Source organism: Reyranella sp. (assembly GCF_036558665.1).
Lineage (GTDB): Bacteria > Pseudomonadota > Alphaproteobacteria > Reyranellales > Reyranellaceae > Reyranella.
Map to the genome: position 1 here is coordinate 1 of NZ_DATBFE010000040.1, position 9,736 is coordinate 9,736.

Consider the following 9,736-nt stretch of genomic DNA (forward strand, 5'->3'; position numbering starts at 1 on the left):
CCGGTGTTCGATGCCCGGTCGGTCCATCATCTGAAGTTTCGCGGCGCCGTCGATGCCGATGGTCATCTGCTCGAGGATGCCGGCCTGTGGGACCGCTACATCGAGGCGAAGTATCGCGACCGCGCGCTGCGCATGAAACGCGACGCCGACGGTCTCGAATATCTCGAGATCGCGGGCCGCCCGAGCAAGCGCACACGCAAGGGCTATCCGGCCACGCTCGGCCGCATGGGCCAGAAGGAGCTCGAGGCCTTCACGCCCCATCCCGACAAGACCTACGCCGCCAACATGCCGTTCGGCGCCTGCGACGCCGACGAGCGGCTGAGGCTGCTCGACGCCGAAGGGCTCGACGCCGCGGTGCTCTATCCCACGCTCGGCATTTTATGGGAGGCCGAGCTCGACGATGTCGAGCTGAGCCAGGCCTATTGCCGCGCCTACAACCGCTGGGTCGCCGATTTCTGCCGCGGCTCGAAGGGCCGGCTGGTGCCGATCGCGCATCTGTCGCTCGGCGATCCGCAAGCGGCGGCGGCCGAGCTCGAGCGCGCGGTGAAGGACGGCTGCCGCGGCGCCTTCGTCGTGCCCTTCACCTGGACCCACAAGGCGCACGGCGATCCGGTGCACGATCCGGTCTACGCCAGGGCGGTCGAGCTCGACGTGCCGATCGCCATCCATCCCGCCTTCGAGCCGTTCGAATTGCGCTCGCCGCGCTTCGAGAACGGCCACCGCCTGTCGCTGCTCGCCTCGGTCACGGCGGGCGAAGGCGTGCGCCAGGCCTTCACGACCTTCTTCGACTTCGCGACCTTCGATCGCTTTCCGAAGCTCAGGCTCGTGCTGCTGGAATCGGGCGCGGGCTGGATCGGCTACTGGCTCGATCGCCTGGACGGCGTGGGGACCGCGACCTATCTCGGAGCGCGCGCGCCGCTCAGGCTCAAGCCCAGCGACTATTTCCGCCGCCAGGTCTGGATCTCGGGCGACCCCGATGAGCGCACGCTGCCCGCCATGATGGCGACCTACGGCGCCGACCGCTTCTTCTGGGCCTCCGACTATCCGCATCCCGACCACACCGGCGACTATCTGCAGGCGCTGGAGGAGATGGCCGAGGCGGTGCCAGCCGCCGCCCGCGCCGGCCTGCTCGGCGGCAATGTGCGAGCTGCCTTCGGGTTTTGATGCACTCTGTTCATTCTCCTCTCCTCCGTGAGGGGGAGAGGAACATGAGAGAATATCAACGGAACAACGAACAACGAATAAGAAGACGGCGCGCCCAGGCAACGCAGTTTCACGATGCGTAGCCGCGCTTGAGGAGCATGGCGGCGGCGCGGTCGAACTCCGCCTCCGTCGGCATGGCGAAAGCAAGCGCGTCAGCGTACCGCGTGACGATGCTGAACACCGATGCGACGGCGATCGCATCCGTCAGCGCTTCCGCACCGACCCCGGCGCCGAGCACCGCGCGGGCGTCCTCCGGCGTCACCTCGCGAGGCCGCAGCACCAGCTTCTCGAGGAATCCGAGCGTGGCCTTGAGCCGCTCGGAGATCGCCGCAGCGCGGTAGTCTGCAAGCGCAGCGGCGACCGTTGGCCTTGTCATCTCCTTGGCGGCGACCGCTCCGTGCGCGCCGACGCAGAACGCACACGCGTTCCACTTCGCGACCATCATCGCCATCAGCTCGCGCTCTGCGACGCTCCATGAACTCGGGCCACGCATGGTCGCGTGCGTCCACGCTCCCATCGGCCGGCCGAAGAAGTCCTTGTGATAGAAGGCGACGCGCGCCGCATCAGGCAGCCGCATTCCCGAGACCATCGAGATGAAGCCGATGAGCAGGCGATTCGCAAGGCCGTCGCCGCGATCGATTTCACTGAGGCGCATTCGCGGCCTCTTCGACAACCGAGATGCCCAGTTGCCAGCGGAGCAGCCCGGCCCCCACCGCGGCCGCGGCGATGATCTCGAACGCCGCCTTCTCGCTTCCCGCAGCCCGCACGGCGGCCGCGACCTGCGGGTCCGTGACGCGATTTGCCGCCGTGGCGATCTGCAAGGCGAGATCGTCGTAGGCGGCATCGACCGGCGGACCTCCCGCGGCTCTCTCTGCCACCTTGCGACGCAGATTCGCATCGGTCTCGCCTGAGCCCTCGAGAACGCGGCGCCGGAGGGCTTCTGCCAGGGCACCGTGATCGGCTCGATGAAGTGGTCTCATGGAGCGCTCCAAAGCAGGAGAGGCAAGCGTGGCAGCTTTCGACCAGGCGCTCAACCAAGCGCGTCGAAGCGGACCATTGCGAAGACGCGCGCCCTTGTCCCTCGGCCGCTCGCCGCTATAGTCCGCCCCGGTCCGGATGGGCCGGACTTTTCGAGGAGCGGCGTATGGCGGTGTTTGGCAAGGCGCAGTACATCAAGCGTGTCGAGGACAACCGGCTGCTGACCGGCACCGGCGGCTTCACCGACAATCTGTCGCGCCCCGACCAGCTCCACCTTGCGCTGGTGCGCTCGCCGCACGCGCATGCCAAAATCCTGAAGATCGACACGACGGCTGCGAAAAAGGCGCCGGGCGTGGTCGCAGTCTATACCTGGGCCGACATGGCGAAGGACGGCGTGGGCGATTTCGGTTTCCCCGCCATGTTCCCCAATGCCGACGGAAGCAAGCCCGAGATGACACCGCGTCGCTCGCTCGCCCACGAGGCGGTGCGCCATGTCGGCGAGGCGGTCGCGGCCGTGGTCGCCGCGACGCGCGAGCAGGCGGTCGATGCGGTTGAGCTCGTCGAGGTCGAGTACGAGCCATTGCCTGCCGTGACCGAGATCGAGGATGCGCTGAAGGAAGGCGCGCCGCTCGTCTGGCCGGGCGCGCCCGGCAATCTCGCGGGCTTCAACCGCTTCGGCGATGCGGCCAACGCGGATACCGCCTTCAAGAAGGCGGCGCACGTCGTCTCGCTCGATATCATCCACCAGCGCCTGATCGTGAATGCGATGGAGCCGCGCGCCGTCATGGCCGAATGGGACGGCGACCGCATGGTGGTGCATATCGGCAGCCAGAATCCCTCGGTGACGCGCGACACGCTCTGCGACGTGATCCTGAAGATGCCGAAGGACAAGGTGCGCGTGCTGGTACGCGACATCGGCGGCGGCTTCGGCATGAAGGTCGGCATCCAGCCCGACGAGTCGGTCGCGGTGTGGGCGGCCAAGGTGCTGAAGCGGCCGGTGAAGTGGCGCGCCGAGCGCAGCGAGGAGTTCGCCGCCACGACCGCGGGCCGTGACCAGCTCCACAAGGCCTCGCTGGCGCTCGACAGGAACGGCAGGATCCTGGCGCTGCGCATGGAGGCTTTCGCCAATATCGGCGCCTATCCGTCGCGCGCCGGTGTGGTGATCCCGCTTTTCGTCGGGCCGAAGGTGATGACCGGCACCTACGACATCCCGCTGGTCGATCTCAGGCTCAACTGCGTGCTCACCAACTCCGCCACCATCGGCGCCTATCGCGGCGCCGGCCGGCCGGAATGCATCCTCGACATCGAGCGCGTGATGGACACGGCGGCGCGCCAGATCGGCATGGATCCGGCGGAACTCAGGCGCCGCAACTTCGTGACGCCGGCGCAGATGCCCTACACCACGGCGATGGGCGAGACGTACGATTCGGGCGACTTCGACCGCTTCCTCACCAGGACGCTCGAGATTTCCGACTGGAACGGCTTCGCCGCGCGCAAGGCCGCGGCCGAGAAGCGCGGCCGGCTCTACGGCCGCGGCCTCGCCTCCTACGTCGAATGGACCAGCGCCCTGGTCTTCGACGAGATGGCGCACTACGAGGTGAAGGCCGACGGCACGGTCACGATCTGGATGGGCACGCAGGGCATGGGGCAGGGATTGCAGACGAGCTTCACCCAGCTCGCCTCCGAACTGCTCGGCATCGATCCCTCGAAGATCGAGATCGCCATGGGCGATTCCGACAAGGTGGGCGGCGTCGGCTCGATGGGCTCGCGCTCGGCCTATATCGGCGGCTCGGCGGTGCTCTCGGGCAGCGAGAAGCTGATCGAGAAAGGCAAGGACCTCGCCGCCGATGCGCTCGAGGCGAGCAAGGCCGACATCTCCTATGCCGCGGGCCGTTTCACCATCGCCGGCACCGATCGCGGCATCGGCCTCGGTGAGCTCGCGGCGAAACAGCCCGACAAGCGCATCTTCATCGACAACGTGAACACGGTCGACGGCATCGCCTGGCCGAACGGCGCCCATGTCGGCGAGGTCGAGATCGATCCCGAGACCGGCCGCGTCGAGCTCCGCCGCTACACCACCGTCGACGACGTCGGCATGCCGTTGCACCGGCCGATCGTGTTCGGCCAGATCCATGGCGGCTGCGCCCAGGGCATCGGCCAGGCGCTGCTGGAGGAGAACGTGTACGACCGCGAGTCGGGCCAGCTCCTGACCGGCTCGTTCATGGACTACGCCATGCCGCGCGCCGACACCTTTCCGACCTTCTCCAACACGCTCGACGATTCGGTGCCGGCCAGGACCAATCCGCTCGGCGCCAAGGGCGTCGGCGAATCCGGAACGGTGGGCTCGACGCCGACGATCATGAACGCGATCATGGACGCGCTGTGGCCGCTGGGCGTGCGCAACCTCCAGATGCCGGCGACACCGCAGCGCGTCTGGCAGGCGATCCAGGCGGCGCGGAAGTGATTTGGCGACGAGGGAAGCAACGTGTGCAACCCCTCACCCAACCTCTTCCCCGATCGGGGGAGAGGAGCTCGAAGAAGGCTGATGCTCCTCGCCCCGATCGGGGGAGAGGAGTTTGAAGAAGAAGGCTCAGGTTCCTCGCCCCCGATCGGGGGGAGAGGCTAGGAGAGGGGGCCGCGAAGGCTCGAGCGGGGCAATGAAGCAGCGCATTTTCGGCCTGGTCTCGATCCTGATCGGGATCGTTCTCGCGTTCGCGATCATCGAGGCCGGGGCGACGCTCTGGCTCACGCTGGAGGACGGCCACTACACGCCGGCGTCGGAGCTGTTCGAGCGCACGCAGAACACCTACGTGCGCGACATGACGAGGAACTCCGACTGCCGCTACGTCGACACGCTGTTCCCCCACCCTTACGTCGGCTTCGTCCATCACGCCAACCCGCCGTGCGGCAAGCCGTGGGTCAACAATGTCGGCCTGTTCGGTGACGACTTCCCGACCGTGAAGCGCACCGACCGCTACACCATCCTGCTGACCGGCGGCTCGGTCGCCTCGCAGCTCGGCCAGGAGCTGAGGCGCCCCGCGCAGCGCTATCTCGAGGACGAGCTCAACCGGCACTACGTGAGCCCCAACGGCAAGCCGTTCCTGGTGCTGAACGGCGGCGACGGCGCGTGGAAGGAGCCGCAGCCCTTCATCCTGTTCTCGCTCTACGCGACCTCGGTCGATGCGGTGGTGACGCTCGGCGGCTTCAACGAGCACTACTTCTTCAATCCCGGGACACCCGAGCGGCTGGAACGGCCGCTCAGCAACTTCATCGACGTCAATCCCTTCGTCGCCGACGAGAATTTCGGCGACGCGGCGATCGGCTGGGTGATTGGCCGGGTCGCGGGCGTGCTGACGCGCATCCCGCTGCTCGATCACAGCCACGCCGCCTACATGATCATTCGCGGCATCGAGGCGGTGGCCAAGAGCAAGGACGTCTTCTCCTCCGACAAGAAGACGACGCTTGCCAGCCTGTTCAAGATGCCCGACGAGATCGTCCAGGACCACGAGCGCGAATTCCAGGTGCAGCTCGGCCTCTACCAGAAGTACGAGCGCGCGATCGAGGCGGTCGCCCGGGACAACGGCGTCAGGACCGCCTATTTCCTGCAGCCGATGCCGGCCTGGGGCAAGGAGCTGACCGAGGAGGAGAAGCGCAACGCGGGCGATCTCTCCTATCGCGACCTCTATCGCCGCATGGTCGCCGGCATGATGACGCTCCGCGAGCGCGGCCTGGCGATGTTCGATCTCGGCGACATCTACAAGGACGAGAAGGGCCGCATCTACGCCGACCACATCCATTGCTGGCGCGCCGCCGATCCGGCCGCCGACAGCCCCGGCTACACCATCATGGCCGAGCGCATGGCGCAGGATCTCGCCCAGGTCTGGGGGCTGAAGCGGAAGTAGGCTCGCGCATTCTGGGCCGCGAGCCGCCGGCTCGCTCTTCCGGCACCTTCACATGCGCCTTTGGCGAGCGGGACGCGCGCGGTCCGCAAGACGGCCGTCGCGCAGTAGCATCGTCGCGGGAATTCGGGCAGTCTGGGCGCGTTTTCAGGAACCCAGACCCGTGTCGCGTGCCGACCGCGCCCCAGGCGCATCCCTCCCCCGTCCGCCGTCGATCGACCGCATGGCCAAATGGCCGGCGCTGGCGTCGCTGATCGGGCGCGTCGGCCGGCCGCTGGTCGTCGAGGCGCTGCGCGCCTGGGCTGACGCGAGGCGCGGCGAAGCCGACGTCGCCGACGAACAGGCCTGCGCGCGCTGGTGCGAGCACCGGCTGGCCGATCTCGCCCGGCCCTCGCAGCGGCGCGTCTTCAATCTCACCGGCACGGTGCTGCATACCAATCTCGGCCGCGCGCTGCTCGCCGAGGAGGCGATCGAGGCCGCGGTCGCGGCGATGCGCTCGCCGACGACGCTGGAATACGACCTCGCGGACGGCGGGCGCGGCGAGCGCGACGACCACATCGCGCCGTGGCTCTGCCGGCTGACGGGCGCGGAAGCGGCGACGGCCGTCAACAACAATGCCGGCGCCGTGCTGCTGGCGCTCAACGCCCTTGCCGCCGGCCGCGAGGTGATCGTCTCCCGCGGCGAGCTGATCGAGATCGGCGGCGCCTTCCGCATTCCCGACATCATGGCCCGCGCCGGCTGCCGGCTGGTCGAGGTCGGCACGACCAACCGCACGCATCTGCGCGACTACGCATCGGCGATCGGCCCCGACACCGCCGCGATCATGAAGGTGCATCCCTCGAACTACGCCGTGCAGGGCTTCGCAAAATCGGTGTCGGCCGCCGAGCTGGTGCCGCTGGCGCACGAAAAGGGCCTGCCGGTGATCGAGGACCTGGGCAGCGGCACGCTGGTCGATCTCGAAAGCTGGGGCCTGCCGCACGAGCCGACCGCGCGCGAGGCGATCGCGGCCGGCATCGATGTCGTCACCTTCTCCGGCGACAAGCTCCTGGGCGGACCGCAGGCCGGGCTGCTGGTCGGACAACGCGCCTGCATCGAGCGCATCGCGAAGAACCCGATGAAGCGCGCGCTGCGCCTCGACAAGGTGCGGCTCGCCGCGCTCGAGGCGACCTTGCGGCTCTATGCCGATCCCGGTCGGCTGGCCGAGCGCCTGCCGACGATCCGCGCGCTCGCGCGGCCGGTGACGGAGATCCATGCCCAGGCCGAGCGCCTGCTGCCGGCCTTTGCGAAGGCGCTGGGCGCCGAGTGGAAGGCGGGGCTCAAGCAAGTGCGCGGCCAGATCGGTTCGGGCGCGCTGCCGGTCGATCTCCTGCCCTCGGTCGCGCTCGCCGTCACTGGCCGCGGTCTCGACCGGCTGGCCGCCGCCTTCCGCCGCCTGCCGATCCCGGTGATCGGCCGCATCGAGGACGACACCCTCCTGTTCGACCTCCGCACCCTCGATGACGAGCCGGCGTTCGTGGCCCAGCTCGAGCAACTCGCGCCTGAACTCTTTCTCCTCTCCCCCGAGAGGGGGAGAGGCCGGGAGAGGGGGCGAGGTGCGCGCGAGCCTTCGCGACCCCCTCTCCTAACCTCTCCCCCTAGCGGGAGAGAGGAACATGAGGGCGCGTCCCCGGCGAAGAAGCCATGATCGTCGGCACGGCGGGCCACATCGATCACGGCAAGACGGCGCTGGTCAAGGCGCTGACTGGCGTCGACGCCGATCGCCTGAAGGAAGAGAAGGCGCGCGGCATCACCATCGATCTCGGCTACGCCTACTCCGACCTCGGCGACGGCCGCCAGCTCGGCTTCGTCGACGTGCCGGGCCACGAGCGCTTCGTGCACAACATGCTGGCCGGCGCCACCGGCATCGACGCCGCGTTGCTGGTCGTCTCGGCGGCCGAGGGCATAAAGCCGCAGACCGTGGAGCACCTGCAGATCCTCGATCTGCTCGGCCTCGATCGCGGCGTCGTCGCACTCACCAAGGCCGACCTCGCCGACGACGACGAGCTGCTCGGGCGCATGGCCGAAATCGAGGCGCTGCTGTGCACGACGGGGCTCGCAGGTGCGGAGATCATGCCGGTGTCCGCGCTCACCGGCCGGGGTGTGGACGAGCTGAAGGCAAGGCTGCTGGCCCTGGGCGAGAGCGCCAGGAACACGGCGGGCTTCGCGCGCCTCGCGGTCGATCGCTGCTTCGTGCTGCCGGGCGCGGGAGTCGTCGTCACCGGCACGGCGCATGCCGGCGAGATCCGGGTCGACGATCGGCTGCTGCTCACGCCCTCCGGCCTCGAAGCGCGCGTGCGCTCCCTGCACGCCCAGAACCGGCCGGCCGAAATCGGCCGCGCCGGCGAGCGCTGCGCGCTCAATCTCGCCGGCCCGAAGCTGTCGCGGGAAGCGGTCCGGCGCGGTGACTGGGTGGTCGGCCCCGAACTGCACATGCCGACCGACCGGCTCGACGTGCGGCTGAGGCTGCTCGCCTCCGAGCCGCAGGCGCTCAGGCACTGGTCGCCCGCCCATGTCCATATCGGCGCGGCGCATGTGATGGGCCGCGTGGCGCTGCTGCGCGGCGATCGTCTCGCGCCCGGCGAGACGATGCTGGCGCAGCTCGTGCTGGAGGAGAAGGTGGGCGCGCTGGCCGGCGACCGCGTGATCCTGCGCGATCCCTCGGCGACGCGTACCATCGGCGGCGCGACGGTGGTCGATCCGTTCGGCCCGCCGCGCAACCGGCGCACGCCGCGACGGCTCGCCGAGCTCGACGCGATGGCCGCCTGGGACGACGACGACCTCCTCGGCAGGTTCCTGGCGCTGGAGGCGGGCCATGCCGATCTCGCGCGGTTCGGGCTCGCGCACAATCTCCGTCAGGCCGAGCTCGAGCGCATGCTGGCGGCGGCGAACGGCGTGCGCGTGCAGGGCTTCGGCTTCCTCGAGGCGACGCTCGAGGCGGCGCGGCGCGACATCGCCGACACGCTCGCCGCCTTCCACGAGAACAGTCCCGATGCGCCCGGCCTGCAGCCCGAGCGCCTGCGCCTGGCGATGAGGCGGCGCTTTCCGGTCCCCGCCTTCCGCGCGCTGCTCGAGCGCGAGGTGGCCGCGAAGACGGTGGCGCTCGACGGCGGCTTCGTGCGTCTGCCCGGCCACTCGCTCAGGCTCGGCGCGCGCGACGAGGCGCTGTGGCGCAAGATCTCGGCCGATCTCGCGCGCGAGCGCTTCCGCCCGCCGCGCGTGCGCGACTTCGCGCAGACCTACGGCGAGGCCGAGCCGCAGGTGCGCAAGCTGCTGCGCCAGCTCGCACGCCTCGGCCGCGTCGTCGAGGTGGCGCCCGACCAGTTCTTCCTGCGTCCCGCGGTGGCGCAGATGATCGCCGCCGCCGATGCGCTCGGCCCCGACTTCACCGCCGCGCAGTTCCGCGACCGCCTCGACAACGGCCGCAAGGTCGCGATCCAGGTCCTCGAATTCTTCGACCGCCACGGCATCACCGTCCGCCGCGGCGACCTGCGCCGCACCGTGCCGCAGAAGCTCGGCCAATACGGCCCGCCGCCGGGATGACCCATGTCCTTCTTCGGGACCGCGAGCCTCCGGCTCGCTCATGTCGGCGCATTCACATGCGCCTGATGCGAGCGAGA

Annotated in this window: 7 protein-coding genes; 5 read left to right on the top strand and 2 right to left on the bottom strand. The window is 69.3% G+C overall.

Annotated elements, in window-relative coordinates; all coding sequences use genetic code 11:
* A partial coding sequence (locus tag VH499_RS06090) for an amidohydrolase family protein (RefSeq protein WP_332051806.1) occupies positions 1–1,164 on the top strand: 1,164 nt, incomplete at its 5' end.
* A gap of 109 nt (positions 1,165–1,273) precedes the next feature.
* On the opposite strand, the gene VH499_RS06095 is transcribed toward VH499_RS06090, so the two are convergent.
* Entirely contained in the window at positions 1,274–1,858 is a 585-nt protein-coding gene (locus VH499_RS06095; RefSeq protein WP_332051807.1) for a carboxymuconolactone decarboxylase family protein, read from the bottom strand.
* Complete coding sequence (locus VH499_RS06100) at positions 1,845–2,183, bottom strand: hypothetical protein (protein WP_332051808.1); 339 nt, start codon at positions 2,181–2,183, stop codon at positions 1,845–1,847. Before VH499_RS06100 ends, VH499_RS06095 begins: the two co-directional genes overlap by 14 nt.
* 164 nt (positions 2,184–2,347) lie before the next feature.
* On the opposite strand from VH499_RS06100, the gene VH499_RS06105 reads away from it, so the two are divergent.
* The 4 genes from VH499_RS06105 (at position 2,348) to selB (ending at position 9,659) form a co-directional block, all read left to right on the top strand.
* Complete coding sequence (locus VH499_RS06105) at positions 2,348–4,645, top strand: xanthine dehydrogenase family protein molybdopterin-binding subunit (RefSeq protein ID WP_332051809.1); 2,298 nt, start codon at positions 2,348–2,350, stop codon at positions 4,643–4,645.
* Positions 4,646–4,838: 193 nt separating this feature from the next.
* Complete coding sequence (locus VH499_RS06110) at positions 4,839–6,083, top strand: hypothetical protein (protein WP_332051810.1); 1,245 nt, start codon at positions 4,839–4,841, stop codon at positions 6,081–6,083.
* Positions 6,084–6,243: 160 nt separating this feature from the next.
* Entirely contained in the window at positions 6,244–7,764 is a 1,521-nt protein-coding gene (gene selA, locus VH499_RS06115) for an L-seryl-tRNA(Sec) selenium transferase (protein ID WP_332051811.1), read from the top strand.
* Positions 7,761–9,659 (top strand): selenocysteine-specific translation elongation factor, encoded by a 1,899-nt coding sequence (selB, locus tag VH499_RS06120; RefSeq protein ID WP_332051812.1) that lies wholly within the window; start codon positions 7,761–7,763, stop codon positions 9,657–9,659. Before selA ends, selB begins: the two co-directional genes overlap by 4 nt.
* Positions 9,660–9,736 lie beyond the last annotated feature (77 nt).

What these genes read in the sequence shown, in the direction of transcription:
- VH499_RS06110 (WP_332051810.1), top strand. Translation starts at nt 4,839, where the DNA reads ATGAAGCAGCGCATTTTCGGCCTGGTCTCGATCCTGATCGGGATCGTT.
- VH499_RS06105 (WP_332051809.1), top strand. Translation starts at nt 2,348, where the DNA reads ATGGCGGTGTTTGGCAAGGCGCAGTACATCAAGCGTGTCGAGGACAAC.
- VH499_RS06100 (WP_332051808.1), bottom strand. Translation starts at nt 2,183, where the DNA reads ATGAGACCACTTCATCGAGCCGATCACGGTGCCCTGGCAGAAGCCCTC.
- selB (WP_332051812.1), top strand. Translation starts at nt 7,761, where the DNA reads ATGATCGTCGGCACGGCGGGCCACATCGATCACGGCAAGACGGCGCTG.
- VH499_RS06095 (WP_332051807.1), bottom strand. Translation starts at nt 1,858, where the DNA reads ATGCGCCTCAGTGAAATCGATCGCGGCGACGGCCTTGCGAATCGCCTG.